The sequence below is a fragment of the Xanthomonas hydrangeae genome (assembly GCF_032697525.1).
Lineage (GTDB): Bacteria > Pseudomonadota > Gammaproteobacteria > Xanthomonadales > Xanthomonadaceae > Xanthomonas > Xanthomonas hydrangeae.
Genome location: NZ_CP103836.1, coordinates 4,723,756 through 4,739,418 on the forward strand (window position 1 = coordinate 4,723,756; position 15,663 = coordinate 4,739,418).

The 15,663-nt window shown below is 63.3% G+C and carries 12 protein-coding genes and 3 tRNA genes; 8 read left to right on the forward strand and 7 right to left on the reverse strand.

All coding sequences use genetic code 11. The features are described 5' to 3' along the window. The first annotated feature begins 83 nt into the window (after positions 1–83). The 3 genes from NYR97_RS19970 (at position 84) to zupT (ending at position 1,939) form a co-directional block, all read left to right on the forward strand. The gene (locus NYR97_RS19970; RefSeq protein WP_316695412.1) at positions 84–440 is read left to right on the forward strand and encodes a 4a-hydroxytetrahydrobiopterin dehydratase; all 357 of its coding nucleotides are present in this window, start codon (positions 84–86) and stop codon (positions 438–440) included. Further along, positions 437–859, forward strand: a complete 423-nt coding sequence (locus NYR97_RS19975; protein ID WP_115040071.1) for an energy transducer TonB — start codon at positions 437–439, stop codon at positions 857–859. The genes NYR97_RS19970 and NYR97_RS19975 overlap by 4 nt, the downstream gene beginning before the upstream one ends. 261 nt (positions 860–1,120) lie before the next feature. Then, a complete protein-coding gene (zupT, locus tag NYR97_RS19980; RefSeq protein WP_316695413.1) occupies positions 1,121–1,939 on the forward strand; it encodes a zinc transporter ZupT in 819 nt (272 codons plus the stop codon). Positions 1,940–2,143: 204 nt separating this feature from the next. Here zupT and NYR97_RS19985 read toward each other — a convergent pair whose 3' ends face one another. After that, a complete protein-coding gene (locus NYR97_RS19985) occupies positions 2,144–3,130 on the reverse strand; it encodes an RluA family pseudouridine synthase (protein WP_316695414.1) in 987 nt (328 codons plus the stop codon). Positions 3,131–3,541: 411 nt separating this feature from the next. On the opposite strand from NYR97_RS19985, the gene NYR97_RS19990 reads away from it, so the two are divergent. Then, positions 3,542–7,165 carry a ribonuclease E/G gene (locus NYR97_RS19990; protein ID WP_316698391.1) on the forward strand — a complete coding sequence of 1,208 codons (3,624 nt, stop codon included), beginning with the start codon at positions 3,542–3,544 and terminating at the stop codon, positions 7,163–7,165. A gap of 354 nt (positions 7,166–7,519) precedes the next feature. On the opposite strand, the gene NYR97_RS19995 is transcribed toward NYR97_RS19990, so the two are convergent. From NYR97_RS19995 to NYR97_RS20005, 3 genes are all read right to left on the reverse strand, one after another. Then, on the reverse strand, positions 7,520–8,167 hold the full coding sequence (locus tag NYR97_RS19995) for a response regulator (RefSeq protein WP_205394678.1): 648 nt from the start codon (positions 8,165–8,167) through the stop codon (positions 7,520–7,522). Between the two features lie 209 nt (positions 8,168–8,376). Further along, positions 8,377–9,138: a sulfurtransferase gene (locus tag NYR97_RS20000; RefSeq protein ID WP_316695416.1), complete on the reverse strand. Its 762-nt coding sequence runs from the start codon at positions 9,136–9,138 to the stop codon at positions 8,377–8,379. Between the two features lie 35 nt (positions 9,139–9,173). Beyond that, positions 9,174–9,539, reverse strand: coding sequence for a DUF6164 family protein (locus NYR97_RS20005; protein ID WP_316695417.1), 366 nt, complete (start codon positions 9,537–9,539; stop codon positions 9,174–9,176). Between the two features lie 60 nt (positions 9,540–9,599). On the opposite strand from NYR97_RS20005, the gene NYR97_RS20010 reads away from it, so the two are divergent. Together NYR97_RS20010 and NYR97_RS20015 are read left to right on the forward strand one after the other, a co-directional pair. Beyond that, positions 9,600–10,031, forward strand: coding sequence for an FKBP-type peptidyl-prolyl cis-trans isomerase (locus NYR97_RS20010; RefSeq protein ID WP_268211544.1), 432 nt, complete (start codon positions 9,600–9,602; stop codon positions 10,029–10,031). 11 nt (positions 10,032–10,042) lie between these two features. Then, positions 10,043–11,305, forward strand: a complete 1,263-nt coding sequence (locus tag NYR97_RS20015) for a TIGR03862 family flavoprotein (protein ID WP_316695419.1) — start codon at positions 10,043–10,045, stop codon at positions 11,303–11,305. On the opposite strand, the gene NYR97_RS20020 is transcribed toward NYR97_RS20015, so the two are convergent. Beyond that, complete coding sequence (locus NYR97_RS20020) at positions 11,289–12,581, reverse strand: nucleotide sugar dehydrogenase (protein ID WP_316695420.1); 1,293 nt, start codon at positions 12,579–12,581, stop codon at positions 11,289–11,291. The genes NYR97_RS20015 and NYR97_RS20020 overlap by 17 nt on opposite strands. A gap of 143 nt (positions 12,582–12,724) precedes the next feature. On the opposite strand from NYR97_RS20020, the gene NYR97_RS20025 reads away from it, so the two are divergent. Continuing rightward, positions 12,725–12,808 (forward strand) — tRNA-Leu (locus NYR97_RS20025). A 109-nt stretch (positions 12,809–12,917) separates the two neighbouring features. After that, positions 12,918–13,739: a 4'-phosphopantetheinyl transferase family protein gene (locus NYR97_RS20030; protein ID WP_316695421.1), complete on the forward strand. Its 822-nt coding sequence runs from the start codon at positions 12,918–12,920 to the stop codon at positions 13,737–13,739. A gap of 127 nt (positions 13,740–13,866) precedes the next feature. On the opposite strand, the gene NYR97_RS20035 is transcribed toward NYR97_RS20030, so the two are convergent. Both NYR97_RS20035 and NYR97_RS20040 read right to left on the reverse strand, forming a co-directional pair. Then, positions 13,867–13,942 (reverse strand) — tRNA-Gly (locus NYR97_RS20035). Positions 13,943–14,068: 126 nt separating this feature from the next. Next, positions 14,069–14,142: transfer RNA gene (locus tag NYR97_RS20040), tRNA-Cys, on the reverse strand. Positions 14,143–15,663 lie beyond the last annotated feature (1,521 nt).

Sequence of the window (15,663 nt, forward strand, 5' to 3'; positions counted from 1 at the left end):
TTATTCTACCGCTCAATGCGCCCGCGCTCATGGAACACCGTGATCCCGCGGGGCGCGCTGTCCGCCACCCCTGCGAGACCGTTATGACCGATCTGATTCCCCTGGAGCAGGCCCATTGCCTCCCGCGCAAAGGCAGCGACCACAAGCTCAGCGAAGCCCGCCTGGCCGAGCTGTTCCCGCAGGTCCCGGGCTGGGAGCTGGCCGAAGCGGGCACGGCGATCACCCGCACGTTCCGCTTTGCCGACTATTACCGCACCCTCGCCTTCGTGAACGCGCTGGCCTGGATTGCCCACCGCGAGGACCATCACCCCGATCTGGGCGTGCATTACGACCGCGTGGTGGTGCGCTATTCCACCCACGACGTCGGCGGGCTGAGCGAGAACGACTTCATCTGCGCGGCCAAGGCTGCGCAGCTCTACGATCAGGGAGCCACTGCATGACCCGTTACCGCACCGCCCTCGCCTGCCTACTCGTTGCCGTCGGCATCAGCGGGTGTGGCAAGTCGTCCCAGCAGGCGTCCGCGCCAGCGGTTGCACCGACCGAGCTGGCCGCCTTGAAGACGCCGCCGCCGGAATACTCGCCGCAACTCGCCTGCGCCGGTGTCGGCGGAACCTCCGTGCTCAGAGTCGTGATCGGTACCGAAGGCACCCCCACCGACGTGTCGCTGGCGCAAAGCAGCGGTCAACCGGTGCTGGACGAGGCCGCGCAAACGCGCGTGCGCGAATGGAAGTTCAAGCCTGCCACCCGCAACGGGCAGCCGGTGCCGCAGACGATCCAGGTGCCGGTCGCGTTCAAGCCGCCGGTGCCGCGTCCGGACGAATGCTTCGCCATCGAAGAGCGTGCACGTCGCGGCGGCTGAGCGTTGATGGAATCTCGCAGGTAGCGCGTCGCCAGACAGGCGACGATGGGGAAACGGACAGGCGAATGGCGCATGTCCGTTTCCAGCAGCAAACGCATTCATTTGTTTGCCACGTCATCGTTCTGCCCATCGCACCAGGCACCACACGTTCGTCATCCAGGCATGACCATCCTGCAATCGAGGGTGGCCGTGCGCCTATCGCGCAGCAATCGCCACGCTCCCCGCAGAAGTGCGTTCCATTCCACGAGGTCGTCGCGTCACATGCTCGAAGTGTCATCACAGAACGTCTGGACTGCGTTTGCGGTCACCCTGGCCGCCGGGCTTGCCACCGGGCTCGGCAGCCTCATGGTGGTGTTCTCCAAGAAGCCCAACCCGCGCCTGCTGGCATTCGGGCTGGCCTTCGCTGGCGGCGCGATGGTGTACGTGTCGCTATCGGAAATCCTCAACAAGTCGATCGCCTCGTTCTCCAACGCTTACAACGACAAGCTTGGGTTCACCTTCGGCACCTTGGCGTTTTTGGCTGGCATGCTGCTGATCATGGTGATCGACCGCCTGGTGCCCAACCCGCACCAGAGCCTGTCCAGCGACGATCCACTGTTTCGCGACGACAACCGCGCCTACATCCGTCGGGTCGGCTTGATGACTGCCATTGCGATCACCGCGCACAATTTCCCCGAAGGTCTGGCAACGTTTTTTGCGACGCTGGAAAGCCCGGCAGTCGGCATGCCGCTGGCGTTCGCCATCGCCATCCACAACATTCCCGAAGGCATCGCGATCGCAGTGCCGGTGTATTTCGCCACGCGCAACAAGTGCTATGCCTTCGGCGCCAGCCTGCTGAGCGGATTGGCCGAGCCGATCGGTGCCGGCATCGGCTATCTGGCCTTGTCCAATGTGCTGTCCGAGGCGGTGTTCGGCACCGTCTTCGGCTTGATTTCTGGCGTAATGGTGTTTCTGGCGCTGGATGAATTATTGCCCGCTGCCAAGCGCTACGCGAAAGGCCATGAGACCGTCTACGGCCTGGTGGCCGGCATGGGCACCTTGGCGATCAGCCTGGTGCTGTTCCGCTTTGCGACGCCGTGAGGGGGAGCGCGCTCGCCACTCCCCTGAGCCCATTCGCTCACGGGTGCGCGACTAGTCCAACGAGTTCGCAGATCTCCGAACGCCGCACCTTCGATGCGCTCGTCGTTGTCGCGCGCACATCGAAGCACTGACTGCGGCAACATGGCGAACATCACCCGCGCGCCAGCCAGAGCGGTGGGCTGACGTGGCCTGCGGTGACTGCGTTCAGCGACCCAGACGGTCCAGCGCGTCGGCCAGCTCCGGTGCCAGCGGTGCATTCAGTACATACGGCGCCTTGCCGGCATCCAGTGCGAACTCCAGCGACGCCGCGTGCAGAAACAGCCGCTTGAGGCCGAGCTGGTCGCGCAGGCGCTTGTTGACCTCCGCCTCGCCGTACTTGTCGTCGCCGGCCACCGGATGCCCCAGATGCTGGGCATGCACGCGAATCTGGTGGGTGCGGCCGGTTTCGATGCGGACTTCGCAATACGAATGCCCGCCGCGTCGTTCCAGCAGCTTGAAGTGGCTCAATGAGGGCTTGCCGATCGCGTTCACCTGCACATGCCGCTCGCCACCCTGGCGCAGGCCGATATGCAACGGCGCATCCACCGTCATCACCCCGTCCGGCATCCGCCCGACCAACAGGGTCAGGTAGCGCTTGGTGATACCGCGGCCCTGGACGCGGTCGTCCTCGCGCATCAGCGCCTGCATCTCGGTCAGCGCCGAACGCTTCTTGGCCACGATCAGCAAGCCGGAGGTGTCGCGATCGAGCCGGTGCACCAGCTCCAGGGTCTGGTTTGGGCGCAACGCGCGCAAGGTTTCGATGGCGCCGAAGCTGATCCCGCTGCCGCCATGGCTGGCCACGCCCGACGGCTTGTTGAGCGCCAGCAGGCGCGCATCCTCGAAAACGATCGCCGCCTCCAGCCGGGCCATGAACGAAGACGGCGGCGCTGCCTTGTCGCCCTCCTCGCTGACGCGCACCGGCGGGATGCGCACTTCTTCCCCACCCTCGAGCTTGCGCTCGGCCTTGGCGCGGCCGCCGTTCACCCGCACCTGACCGCTGCGCACTAGCTTGTAGATCAGGCTGCGCGGCGCACCCTTTAGCTGGCCGAGCAGGAAATTGTCCAGCCGTTGCCCGGCGCGGTCTTCCGGGACTTTGAGAATGCGCACGCCTACACGGTCGGCTGGCGGCTGGGGGGACTGGGGGTCGGTCATCTGGCTCTTTATTCTGTTACACTCGGCGAGCGAGATAAGGGTTTGATTTCGTTGGAAGTTGATTGGCCAGAAGCCTGACTTCCGATGATTCCGGCACAGTGCGCGACCACCGCCCCCGGGGCGGCCATGTTAGCGGCTCACCGGCCTGCCCGGCCATCGCCGTCGGTTTTTGACCGTCGCGCTGAACATGTCCCGTGCGCTGCCCCGGTTTGTCCGGACGCGGCTGCCGGCCCTGAAACACCTATAAAACTTAAAGACAAGCGCTCCCGCGGCCTGCCGTGGTGTTGCAGCGCTGGAAACCCTGGTCAGGCCTGTCCGCGCGTTGCGCGAAGGGCCGACAAGCTGTTCCAGAGGCGAAACGTCACGGCGTTCCGCGCGGTAGAGCGCGTGAGGAACGCAACAATGAAGCGAATGCTGATCAACGCAACGCAGGCCGAAGAGCTGCGCGTGGCGATTGTGGACGGCCAGACCCTGTACGACATCGACATCGAACAGCCGTCCAAGGAACAAAAGAAGTCCAACATCTACAAGGGCCGTATCACCCGGCTCGAGCCCTCGCTGGAAGCGGCGTTCGTGGACTATGGCGCCGAGCGCCATGGCTTCCTGCCGTTGAAGGAAATCTCCCGCGATTACTTCCAGGCTGGCGTCGACCACAACAAGTCGACCATTCGCGAGCTGTTGCGCGAAGGCCAGGAAATCGTGGTGCAGGTCGACAAGGAAGAGCGCGGCAACAAGGGCGCTGCCCTGACCACGTTCATCTCGCTGGCCGGCCGCTACATGGTGCTGATGCCCAATTCGCCGAGCGCCGGTGGCGTCTCGCGCCGGATCGAAGGCGAAGACCGTGCCGCGCTGAAGGAAGCGCTGGACAAGCTCGATATCCCCGACGACATGGGCGTGATCATCCGCACCGCCGGTGTCGGCCGTGACGCCGAAGAGCTGCAGTGGGATCTGGATTACCTGCTGCAGACCTGGAAGGCGATTGCCGAGGCGGCGCTGAGCAAGCCGGCCGCGTTCCTGATCTACCAGGAATCGCGCCTGATCATCCGCGCCCTGCGCGACTACCTGCGCGCCGACATCGGCGAAATCCTGGTCGATACGCCGGAGCTGTACGCCGACGCCCAGGAATTCATGCAGCAGGTGATGCCGCAGAGCCTGCGCAAGCTCAAGCACTACACCGACGACATTCCGCTGTTCAACCGCTTCCAGATCGAATCGCAGATCGAAGGCGCCTACGAGCGCAACGTGCGGTTGCCCTCGGGCGGCTCGATCGTGGTCGACCAGACCGAAGCGCTGACGGCGGTCGACGTGAACTCCTCGCGCGCCACCAAGGGCAGCGACATCGAAGAGACCGCGTTCCAGACCAATCTGGAAGCGGCCGAAGAAGTGGCCCGCCAGTTGCGCCTGCGCGACCTTGGCGGCCTGGTGGTGATCGACTTCATCGACATGGCTTCGACCAAGCACCAGCGCGAAGTCGAAAACAAGCTGCAGAACGCGCTCAAGTACGACCGTGCGCGCGTGCAGCTGGGCCGTATCTCGCGCTTCGGCCTGATGGAAATGAGCCGCCAGCGCCTGCGTCCGAGCCTGGGCGAATCCAGCCAGATCGTGTGCCCGCGTTGCGACGGTCATGGCCGCATGCGCAGCGTCGAGTCGTTGTCGCTGTCGATCATCCGCGTGGCCGAAGAGCACGCGATGAAGGAGAACACCGGACAGGTGCTGGTGCAGGCCCCGGTGGAGATCGCCAACTACCTGCTCAATGAAAAGCGCAGCGCGCTGCGCGAGATCGAAAATCGCCACGCCTCACCGATCATCATCGTTGCCGACGAGCAGCTGCACACCCCGCATTACGAAGTCACGCGCCTGCGCGAGAACGAGCTGGGCGAAGACAGCGGCAAGCCCAGCTATCAGCGCGGCACCCCGCGCAAGTTGCCGGTGCATGCGCTGACCAAGGCGCAGTTGAACATTCCGGCAGCGCCTGCAGTGACCTCGATCAAGCCGAGCCAGCCGGCTCCGGTGCGTGAGGAGGCCCCTGCCCAGGTCGCTGCAGCACCTGCTCCGGCTCCGGTCGTCGCACTGCCACTTCCTGCGCCGGTCACCGGCGTGGTCGGTTGGCTGAAGCGGATCTTCGGTGGCGTCGAGCCAGTGGCTCCGGTCCCCGAGTCGACCCAGCGTCCGCGCCAGAACGATCCAGCCCGTGGCAACCGCAATGATCGTGGCGATCGTGGTGGTCAGCGCCGCGATGGCCGTGGTGAAGCGCGTAACGGCGGCAATCAGCAGCGTGGCAATGGCGGTAACGGCGGCAATGGCAACGGTGCCAACAAGGAGCGTCGCCAGCCTGCCAATGGCCAGAGCGCACAGAACCCGCAGAATGGTGGTCAGGCGCAGCAGCAGGTGCAGGTCGCCAAGCCGCCGCGCAACGAACCGCAGGCACCCAAGCAACCGCAGCAGGGCCAGCAGCAGCAAAAGCAGAAGCCGCAGAATCAGGCTCCGCGTCCCCCGCGTGCATCTGCACAGCAGGACAGCGCACCGTCCGAGAGGCAGCAGCGCCCCGCCCGTCAGGACGAAGGCACCGCTTCCGCACAGACGCTGACCGCAACTGCCGCAACCGCGACGAGTGCCGGCGTGGTTTCGGCAATCGCCGAAACCACCGCGCCGGCGACGACGCACGTTCCCGCCAATGAAGCCAGCCCGGCACACCCGGTCGATGTGATCGTGACCGAAGCGCATGCCGACCGTGGCACTGACGCCAGTGCAGACGGGCAGGCACCGGATGCAGCAGGCGATGATTCGACCAATGGCGAAGGCGGCAGCCGTCGTCGTCGTGGCCGTCGTGGCGGCCGTCGTCGTCGTCGTGGCGCTGGCGCAAATGGTGAAGGTGGTATCGGCGCCGATGGCCTGGAAACCGACGATCTGGACGGCGATGCCGAAGGCGATCTCGATGGCGACAACGAGAACGAAGGCGACGAAGCCGGCACACAGACGCATGCCTCCGCTGCACCGCGCGCCGGCCAGCCGGAGTTCGACTTCGACGATGAAGCCGCGCCTGCAGCAGCTGTACGCGCCAAGCCGGAGTCCAGCACTCCAGCAGCAGTGAAGCCGCGTCCAGTGCCGAAGGAGCGTTCGGAAAGCCAGGTAGCGGCCGACACCACGTCGACCACTGCGCCGGTTTCCAATGCCACGCCGTCCTTCGAACGGCAGGCTACGGCGGCTCCGTTTGCAGCTCCGACGCCCGTGCAGACGTCGGTTGCTACTCCGGCTCCAGTTGTGGCTCCGGCTTCGGTCGCCGCCTCGACGCCGGCTGCCACCTCGGCCCCGGTTGCAACTCCTGCCGCGGTCGTGACGCCTGCTCCTGCAGCTGCGCCTGTCGAGCGTGCCGCTACGACGACGTCGGCGACTGCGCCGGAGTCGGTTAAGCAGCAGAGGCAGGTGTCGTCGGCATCGACTGATGTTGCAGCACCCGCTGCGGTCAGCCCGGAACCCGCTGCACCAGTCGTGGCCCCGGCACCAGTGCAAGCGGAGTCGGTGAAAGCCGAGACAGCTCCGGCTGCTGCTCCAGTGCACACGCAAGCGGCACCTGCGCCTTCGAGCGTCCCGGCTGCCCAGGCAGAGGTGGTCACCGTCAAGCCATCGCAAGCAGAGCCGTCCAGCGCTGCAAGCCCGGCTGTGGATGTCGCAGTGACTTCCACCACGACGGTGCCGCAGAGCACTCCGGCTGCCGACGCTGCTCCAGTGACTCAGGCACGCAAGCCGTACGCACCGGTGCAGACAACGCTGCTCGACGCATTGGCTCCGGCCGACGCCACAGCATCGGCATCGGCATCGGCATCGGCGCCTGCTGAAACGCCGGCACCGTACAAGGCGCCTGAGCAGCCTGCAGCAGTCGCCCCCGTAGCTCCTGCGAACGTGCAGAAGCAGGCCGACGATGAGCACAAGCCGTCGGTTGTCGTCCCGGAAGCTGTAAAGCCGGTGGCTCCGTCGACTGCGACTGAAGCTCAAGAGCAGGAAGACGACACCAACAAGCCACGTAGCGATCACTGATCGCTGCATCGCCTGTTTCGACCTTGCCTGACCAATCAGGCAAGGTCGGCGTCAAACCAAGCGGCCTTCGGGCCGCTTGGTTTTTGCGTGCAAGTTGCGAATAAGACGGCTGCGAGGATGCACAAGCGCGTTAGCTGCTCAGTGAGTCAATGGGTTCTGAGATCTCGCTTGTCAGGAGCTGCTGCTCATTACATTGTGCTGAAACGATCAGCACCTTGTGTGCATCAACGTTGCATGCATCACGCCTATTACATTCGAGACACCGCACTCGCCGCGCAGATCCGACTCGATCACCATCTCACCATGCAGCAATCTGGCGGGCTGCATCAGCGAGACCAATCACCAGCGCATGACCTACATTGTTTGCGCAGGATCGGTCAGACCGTATTGGTTGGCCAGACGCGCGAGCGCGATGCTGTCCTGGATGCCAACCTTTTCGAACAGGCGCGCCTTGTGGGTATTGATGGTCTTGGCACTGAGGTTCAGGCGCTTGGCGATGTCTTCCTGGCGCAGGCCCTGCGTCAGCAACAAAGCGACCTCCAGCTCGCGTGGCGACAACGTATCGAACGGCGAGCCGCCACCTTCTAGATTGGAGAGCGCAAGGTTCTGCGCGATGGTGTTGCCGAGATAGCGCCGCCCCAGTGCGACTTCACGCACTGCACGCAGCAGTTCCTGCGCATCGCCGCCCTTGCCGACGTAGCCGGATGCACCGGCTTCGAGCAGACGCTTGGGCAGAGGGCCATCTTCCAGTACCGACACGATGACCACGCGGGTGCCGTAATCGCCCTTGACGATGCGCTCGGTGATTTCCAGACCGCTGACGCCGGGCAGATGCAGATCGCACAACACGATCTCGGGCTTGAGCTGGCGGATTTGCGGCAACGCCGACTCCCCGCTCTCGGCCTCTCCCACCACATCGATGTCCACTTCCTTGGACAGGATCATCTTCATGCCTGTACGCACGAGTGCATGATCGTCGATCAGAAAAACTCTGATGGTCATCCTTGTTGTCCTCGCTATGCGGCTGGCTGGTGCAGCCTATCTCCGTGAATAATTCAGGGCAAGCACGATGCGACGTATTACTTTCAAGTCAGAGACCAAAGCCTCTCGCCGCGGTAAGGCATGACGCTCATGCGGGGCAAAGTTGGCTCGTGTTTGTATGATCCGAACACGCGCAGTGCGCGAATATCGGGAAATTCACTCGCGCCCGGTCAGATTTCCCCGGCCTCGGTGCTGCGCTCGGCATCCACCAGTGGGCGCAGTTCGGGATCCAGCGCGACACGCTCGTCGAAGACGAAGCAGCGGCCGTCATAGCCTTCGCCGCCGACCTCTTCGAAGTAGCCCAGGATCCCGCCTTGGAGCTGCAACACGTTGTCCATGCCATCGGCCTGCATCCACAGCGCGGCTTTTTCGCAGCGGATGCCGCCGGTGCAGAAGCTCACCACTGTGGCATCCGCCAGCGCAGCGCGATGTGCTTCCAACGCGCCCGGCAACTCGGTGAACTTGTCGATCGGCAACGTCAACGCACCCTGGAACGTGCCATATGCCACTTCCTGCGCATTACGCGTGTCCAGCAGCACCAGCGGGCGACCGCGATCGTCGTGCCCTTGTCGCATCCATTCGCGCAGCACGCTTGGCGTCACTGCAGGCGCACGTCCTTGCAGCGGCGAGGCATCGTCGCGACGGAAACTGATGATCTCCGGCTTGTACTTGACCTTGAGCCGCGCGAACGGCTGCTGCGCGCTCAGGCTGTACTTGATGCGCATCTGCGCAAAGCGCGAATCGCTCTGCAACCACGCATAGAACGCGCCGACCTGCTCGGCCTCGCCCGCCAGAAACAGATTGATGCCCTCCTCGGCCACCAGCACCGAGCCCTTCAGCGCCTGCTGCTCGGCGTGGCGAAGCACGCTGTCGGCAAGCTGCTGCGGGTCCTGGACGGCGACGAACTGGTAGGCGGCGGTATTGGTGATCATCGGGTCATTTTAAGCCCGATGGCGCCGCAATGGGATCAGCCGCGCAACAGCAGAAACGGCAGCAGCACCAGCGAGGCGACCACCAGCATGCCGATCAGCGTGGCGATCACGAACAGCGGACGCTTGCGCAGCAGCGCAGCGAAGGTTTCGGCGGTGCCCGATGCCAGTGCCTCCTGACGCTGCGCGCGTGCGACTGCCCCGCGTTGGGCCTGATAGGCATCCATCGCCGCCTTGGCGCGCGGGTAGTCGGCATCGTCGCTGAGCCAGATGCCACCGGCGGAAATGCCCCAATTGCTCGGCCGCGTCTCGTAGATCTGCACCAGTTTCTCGCGCATCAGCGCCCGCACCTCGTCGGCTTCGTCATCGGGAACATTGCGCAGATTGAGCAGTAGCTTGGCCATGGGCGCGATGATAGCCGGAGCCAGATGCGATAATGGCGACCTTCCTTCATGGACCATCCCATGCGCCTTCTGTTGACGCTCTGTGCCGCCTTGTTGCTCGCAAGTTGTGCGCCGGCCCTGCCGCCGTCCGGTGGCACGATTGCTACCTTCGAGCGGATCGATCGCACCGTCGGCACCGGCGCAGTGGCAACGCCCGGCGCGATGGTCACCGTGCACTACACCGGCTGGTTGTACGACGAAAAGGCCGCCGACAAGCACGGCAAAAAGTTCGACAGCTCGCTCGATCGCGCAGAACCATTCCAGTTTGTATTGGGCGGCCATCAAGTCATCCGCGGCTGGGACGATGGCGTTGACGGCATGCGCGTGGGTGGCAAGCGCACCTTGATGATTCCGCCCGATTACGGTTATGGCGATAACGGTGCGGGTGGGGTGATTCCGCCTGGCGCCTCGCTGGTGTTCGATGTGGAATTGCTTGGCGTGCAGCCACGCTGAGTGCCTGAGCAATGACGGATGTGAACAAACGGCGGCTGGCAGTGATCGGCGGCGGGCCGGCCGGCTTGATGGCCGCAGAAGTGGCGTGTGCGGCTGGCCTTACGGTGGACCTTTACGAGGCCAAGGGCTCGGTCGGGCGCAAGTTTCTGATTGCCGGCAAGGGCGGTTTGAATCTCACCCATTCGGATCCGATGCCGCTGTTTGCGCAGCGTTATCGCGAGCGTGCGGAACCGGTGGCGGCCTGGTTGCGGGACTTCGATGCGGAGGCGTTGCGCGATTGGGCGCGCGGGTTGGGTGTGGACACCTATGTCGGCAGCTCCGGGCGTGTGTTTCCGATGGATCGCAAGGCGGCTCCGTTGTTGCGTGGCTGGGTGCGCAGACTCAAGGAACAAGGCGTCGCGTTTCATGTGCAGCATCGCTGGCTTGGGTCGAGCGATGACGGTACGTTGCGCTTCGACACACCGACCGGTGACATCGAGCGTGTTGCAGACGCGGTGGTGTTGGCGCTCGGTGGCGGCAGTTGGCCGCAGCTTGGCTCGGATGGCCTGTGGCAAGCGCCACTGCAGCAACGCGGCATCGCGGTTGCGCCCCTGGTGCCGGCCAACTGCGGTTTCGACATCGACTGGAGCGCGCATTTTGTGCAGCGGCATGCCGGTGCGCCGCTCAAGCCGGTGGTGGCGCACTGGCATGATCGTCATGGCGTGCAACACGAACTGCAGGGCGAGTGCGTTGCCACCGCCACCGGAATCGAGGGCAGCCTGATTTATGCGTTGGCTGCAGACTTGCGAGAGCAGATCGATGCGCATGGCGTGGCCGAACTTGGCCTGGATCTGGTGCCGGGACGTTCCCTTGAACGCGTGAGCGCCGAACTGGACAAGCCGCGCAAGGGACGGAGTTTCAGCGAGCATTTACGCCGACAGGTCGGCATCGATGGCGTCAAGGCGGCGCTGCTGTACGAACACCTGGGCAAACAGGCCGGCGACGATCCTGTGCAGGTGGCACGCACGCTCAAGCAGTTACCGTTGCGCTTGCTCAGGCCGCGCCCGCTTGCCGAGGCGATCAGTTCGGCAGGCGGCGTGCGGCTGGAAGCGCTGGACGATGGGCTGATGGCGCTTGCACAACCTGGCGTGTTTTGCGCCGGAGAAATGCTCGATTGGGAAGCGCCGACCGGCGGCTATCTGCTGACCGCCTGCTTCGCCAGCGGATTACGTGCGGCACATGGCGCGGTGCACTGGCTGCAGCAGCAAGACCGGCGCGTTACAGACGATCGTTGACCGCTTCGCGCGGCCAGACCGATTTGACGTCGTAAATCACCGCGCCGGGTTTGCCCAGCGCGGCGATGCGCTGGGCGTCGTAGTCGCGGTACTGCGCATGCGCCACCGCCAGCACGACCGCGTCGTAGGCACCTTCGTCCACAATCTCGCACAGCTGCACGCCGGCATGCTGCAGGGCTTCTGCCGGGTCGGCCCAGGGGTCACAGGTATCGACCTGCACGCCCGCGGCTTGCAGCAGCTGCACCAGTTCCAGTGCACGGCTGTTGCGTAGATCCGGGCAGTTCTCTTTGAAGGTTGCGCCCAGCACCAGCACCCTCGCCTGCGCGAGCACCACGCCGCGCGTGGCGAGCATGCCGCAGACGCGCTCGGCAACGTGCCGGCCGACACGGTTATTGACCTGGCGCGCGGTGTGGATCAGATCCGGGTGATAGCCCACGCTCTCGGACTTGTGCATCAGGTAATACGGATCCACGCCGATGCAGTGGCCGCCGACCAGGCCGGGCCGGAATGGCAGGAAATTCCACTTGGTCCCGGCCGCTTCCAGCACATCCAGCGTGTCGATGCCGAGCTTGTCGAAGATCAATGCCAGCTCGTTGACCAGTGCGATGTTGACGTCGCGCTGGATGTTTTCCACCACCTTGGCGGCCTCGGCCACGCGTATCGACGGCGCGCGCCAGGTCCCTGCGGTGATGATGCTGGTGTACAGCGCGTCGACCGCATCGGCAGCTGCTGCGGTGGAGCCGGAGGTGATCTTGTGGATATCGCGCAGACGCCGCTGGCGGTCGCCCGGATTGACGCGTTCGGGGCTGTAGCCGCAGAAAAAATCCTCGTTAAAACGTAGCCCCGATGCGGCTTCGAGCAAGGGCACGCAGACTTCTTCGGTGGTGCCCGGATACACGGTGGATTCGTAGATCACCAGGTCGCCGGGCTTGAGCACGGCGGCGATCAAGGTGGTGGCGCTGCGCAGCGGCTCCAGGTCGGGTTGCTCGAAGCTGTCGATCGGCGTCGGCACCGTGACGATGAAGATGCTGCACGCGGCCAGGTCGGCCGCGTTCGCGGTGCAGCGCAACCGGGTCGCGGCAGCCAGTTCGGTGTCGTCCAGTTCCAGCGTGGCGTCGTGGCCATCGCGCAACTGCGCTACCCGCTGCGCATCGATGTCGAAGCCCAGCGTGTCGCGCTGCTCGCCAAAGGCAACCGCCAGTGGCAGGCCGACATAGCCCAGCCCGATGACGGCGATACGCGCTTGAAGCGGTGCGAGAAGCGTGGTGCGGGACATGCGGTTCCTTCGATCGTGCGCGGGCGGTTTTTCGCGCGGCTATACAGCGGCAGGATAGCGCAGGCCGCACAGGCGCCGGCAGTGCAGCAAGACATACGCACAGAGATTCACAATCGGCGCGCAATCAGGCACGCTATCGCAATGCCCGGGTGGCGAAACTGGTAGACGCAAGGGACTTAAAATCCCTCAGCTGCAAGGCTATGCGGGTTCGATTCCCGCCCCGGGCACACTCTTCATCCATCTCCATCTGTCGCGCGCTCGCAGCCTTGCTTGGCACGAATACGTTGGCAGATGTCGCTCGGACGGTTAAGCCGGACGAAGTTGAAGGCGTCGATGATGTCCAGCACGCGAGGCGCCCAGCCCGATGACGGCATGCAGTTCGTGCTGTTGAGCAGAAACACGCCTCCGGCGAGCGATCCAGGCATCGATTCGATCGAGGCATTGCAAGCGCGTTGGCAGTACGCCCTGCCCTGCCTGGGCGGCGGCAGTTTGATCGTGCAGATCATGGCATTCGAACTTGCGCAGTTTTCGCTGGAAGCATTTGGTCTCTGCAACATCGCCTGCCCTGACACGATTGCGCGTAGCGTTCGCAAACGCCAGGCCGAGTATTTCTTCGGTCGACTGGCTGCGCAACAAGCCTTGCAGCATCAGGTACTGGTCGCCGCCGGCACATACCCCGACATCGCCACCGGCAGCTCGCGTGAACCGCTGTGGCCAGCGCAGGTGATCGGCAGCATCTCGCACACCAATCGCCTGGCCGCGGCGGCGGTTGCCCCACTTGGCAGATGGCGCGGTATCGGCATCGATCTGGAGCACGTGGTCGGTGCTGACGCACGCGATGCGTTTTTGAGCATTGTCGTGGATAGCTCGGAGCTGGCGTTGCTGCAGTCGATCTGCGCGTCCACCAACGTGCCGCTGGACGTGTTGCTGACCATCGTCTTCTCTGCCAAGGAGAGTCTGTTCAAGGCGAGTTTTTCAGCAGTAGGCCGCTACTTCGATTTTTCCTGTGCGCACCTGGTGGCACTGGATCCCATTGCGGGAGTCGTCCGTTTTCAGCTCAGCGAGCAGCTCTGCCCGGATCTACCAAGCGGGCGTCTGTGCGATATCAGTTTCGGTTTTGTCGATTCGCAAACGGTGATCACCTATCGAATCTGGTGAGTCTGGCCGAAGAACGTCGGGCCACAGGCGCGGGAACGAAGTGCCTGCACAAATCCGACCCAACAAAAAAGGGCCGTAAGGCCCTTTTGAGTGATCAACTGAATCGTCGGATTCAATCGTTCTGATTTGGAGCGGGAAACGAGACTCGAACTCGCGACCTCAACCTTGGCAAGGTTGCGCTCTACCAACTGAGCTATTCCCGCGTGGAGCAAAATTGTACAGCTTGTCACATCATTACGCTAGTCCTTTCACATCACCAGCTCGCTGTTTCCTGCGGTGCCACCCGCTTGCGAACCTGCACTTAGATGCAACTAGAACAGCGTGCGATGTGGAGGCCTGGGCCGGAATTGAACCGGCGTACGCGGATTTGCAGTCCGCTGCATAACCACTCTACCACCAGGCCGAACATCGCATTCCACAACACCTGCTTTGCAACAACAAGGCCCCGCAAACGGGGCCTGTGCGTCTCAAGACAGCAACTGCACGCTAGTTGCATGCGTCCAACCCATTGTGTTGCAACAGGTTTTTCGCCATCCCTGCCCTGGAACGGACGCCATTGTAGCCTTGTTTGGCGTAGACGCCAAGAGCAGTGATCGAGCGCGCCACAGTGCGCTGGCGCCTGCAACCGTCGGACGCGATGTCCAGGCAACGCCCACCTCCGCGAGATCGAGCCTGCCTACTGGATCAGGCGCGCAGGGCTGATCGATGTCTCACACATCTGCTCCTCATCTACAGCCTAGCAGCCCCATGACGGCGCATCTGCAAGGGATCCAATGTCCGGCCTGTCGTTTGGCCGGTCGAGGCGCGCCGCGTCAACAGCGCCTGCTCTATCCGAGACGACCTGCAAGTTTATGCGATGCAATTCACACACCTACATCGATCGGATCCACATGGGGTAAGACGCTTGCCATACAACAAAGCGAATGACGCAACATGGATCACATCGGCTTGGAAAGCATCGGAAGAAGCGATTCGTTAAATTAACTTCATAACCAAAGTAAATAGTGCATTGATAATATTTAGATTATCCAGCTAAACAATAAATCCGCGCGAATGTAATAAATCCTTCTCGAATCGCGCCTATGGTGAGCCGCACACAAGGAGACTCATCCGTCACCCAAGGACGTCCGAACCTCCTCAGTTTTGCGATGGATATCTCGTGTCCAACCTCAGTAGCGCTGTGCTTTGCGGTTTTCAACGTGACTTCTGACTCCGAAGCAGTAGTGATCGGCGCCGCCACGGCTTCATCGCGGCCTGCCATCGAGCAAGGCAACCTGATGCTCCCCCACTCTGACACTTCGCAGGCGCAGTACTCGCCTGAGGAGACTGCAAGTGCGTTTGTCTGGTCACGCTGGCAGGCCCTGCCAAGGTCGGCAGAGGCCGAGCGACTGGAACGTCTGCTCGCCGCAATGGCGATCTATCTGGCGCGGACCTGCGAGCAAGTGCCCTTGCAGATCAGGCTGCGCTATTCAGACCGCACACGCCAGCTGACATTGCATCCACGCGTGCACGACACCTGCAGTGCGATCTGCAAACAGGTGCACGCCGCATTGGAGGAACGTGCACTCCGTACTGCAGGCCAGGAGGATGCGCAATCGAAAAAGGCGCAACGTGGTGACGTTACACATGCATGGCCGACGTTGATCGAGATCGGTGTAACGAACGACAGTGCGGTGATTGTTGGTGCAACCGCGACACCGCAGCTGCAATTGCAGATCTGCCAGTTACGCAAGCGATTTCGTTGCGGATTGCATAGCTCGCATTCGACACGGCGGCAGGCCTTGCGTGTCGGTGCACGTCTGAGATGTCTGCTGACGGCTCTTGAACGCGGCGAGGCACAGTATAGCCCTGCAGGGTTATTGCCGCTCCTGCCAGCGAGCGAACGCCGTCGCTTGTTACAGACATTCAATTGCAGTCAAACGCG

Bases quoted from the DNA above. Each gene is read 5' to 3' on its own strand.
- NYR97_RS20000 (WP_316695416.1), bottom strand. From the start codon at position 9,138: ATGATCACCAATACCGCCGCCTACCAGTTCGTCGCCGTCCAGGACCCG.
- NYR97_RS19975 (WP_115040071.1), top strand. From the start codon at position 437: ATGACCCGTTACCGCACCGCCCTCGCCTGCCTACTCGTTGCCGTCGGC.
- NYR97_RS20030 (WP_316695421.1), top strand. From the start codon at position 12,918: ATGTCCAGCACGCGAGGCGCCCAGCCCGATGACGGCATGCAGTTCGTG.
- NYR97_RS20015 (WP_316695419.1), top strand. From the start codon at position 10,043: ATGACGGATGTGAACAAACGGCGGCTGGCAGTGATCGGCGGCGGGCCG.
- NYR97_RS20005 (WP_316695417.1), bottom strand. From the start codon at position 9,539: ATGGCCAAGCTACTGCTCAATCTGCGCAATGTTCCCGATGACGAAGCC.
- NYR97_RS19990 (WP_316698391.1), top strand. From the start codon at position 3,542: ATGCTGATCAACGCAACGCAGGCCGAAGAGCTGCGCGTGGCGATTGTG.
- NYR97_RS19985 (WP_316695414.1), bottom strand. From the start codon at position 3,130: ATGACCGACCCCCAGTCCCCCCAGCCGCCAGCCGACCGTGTAGGCGTG.
- zupT (WP_316695413.1), top strand. From the start codon at position 1,121: ATGCTCGAAGTGTCATCACAGAACGTCTGGACTGCGTTTGCGGTCACC.
- NYR97_RS19995 (WP_205394678.1), bottom strand. From the start codon at position 8,167: ATGACCATCAGAGTTTTTCTGATCGACGATCATGCACTCGTGCGTACA.
- NYR97_RS20020 (WP_316695420.1), bottom strand. From the start codon at position 12,581: ATGTCCCGCACCACGCTTCTCGCACCGCTTCAAGCGCGTATCGCCGTC.
- NYR97_RS19970 (WP_316695412.1), top strand. From the start codon at position 84: ATGACCGATCTGATTCCCCTGGAGCAGGCCCATTGCCTCCCGCGCAAA.
- NYR97_RS20010 (WP_268211544.1), top strand. From the start codon at position 9,600: ATGCGCCTTCTGTTGACGCTCTGTGCCGCCTTGTTGCTCGCAAGTTGT.